1 protein-coding gene is annotated in these 814 nt (G+C 44.6%); it reads left to right on the top strand.

Features of this window, described 5'->3' with window-relative positions; translation table 11 throughout:
* Positions 1 to 751, top strand: a 751-nt coding sequence (locus CSC70_RS13780) for a tyrosine-type recombinase/integrase (RefSeq protein WP_211369505.1), incomplete at its 5' end; no start/stop codon positions are given.
* Positions 752 to 814: the final 63 nt, after the last annotated feature.

Genomic DNA, 814 nt, shown 5'->3' with positions numbered 1-814 from the left:
AAGGAGGGGTCTGCCTGATGCTCCACTTGAAGACATCACCACAAAAGAAATTGCGGCAATGCTCAATGGATACATAGACGAGGGCAAGGCGGCGTCAGCCAAGTTAATCAGATCAACACTGAGCGATGCATTCCGAGAGGCAATAGCTGAAGGCCATATAACAACAAACCATGTCGCTGCCACTCGCGCAGCAAAATCAGAGGTAAGGAGATCAAGACTTACGGCTGACGAATACCTGAAAATTTATCAAGCAGCAGAATCATCACCATGTTGGCTCAGACTTGCAATGGAACTGGCTGTTGTTACCGGGCAACGAGTTGGTGATTTATGCGAAATGAAGTGGTCTGATATCGTAGATGGATATCTTTATGTCGAGCAAAGCAAAACAGGCGTAAAAATTGCCATCCCAACAGCATTGCATATTGATGCTCTCGGAATATCAATGAAGGAAACACTTGATAAATGCAAAGAGATTCTTGGCGGAGAAACCATAATTGCATCTACTCGTCGCGAACCGCTTTCATCCGGCACAGTATCAAGGTATTTTATGCGCGCACGAAAAGCATCAGGTCTTTCCTTCGAAGGGGATCCGCCTACCTTTCACGAGTTGCGCAGTTTGTCTGCAAGACTCTATGAGAAGCAGATAAGCGATAAGTTTGCTCAACATCTTCTCGGGCATAAGTCGGACACCATGGCATCACAGTATCGTGATGACAGAGGCAGGGAGTGGGACAAAATTGAAATCAAATAATGATTTTATTTTGACTGATAGTGACCTGTTCGTTGCAACAAATTGATAAGCAATGCTTTTTTA

Source organism: Pseudoxanthomonas kalamensis DSM 18571 (assembly GCF_010211745.1).
GTDB lineage: Bacteria > Pseudomonadota > Gammaproteobacteria > Xanthomonadales > Xanthomonadaceae > Pseudoxanthomonas_A > Pseudoxanthomonas_A kalamensis.
The sequence above is the reverse complement of the archived record's forward strand: the minus strand, read 5'-3'. Positions and strand labels throughout refer to the sequence as shown.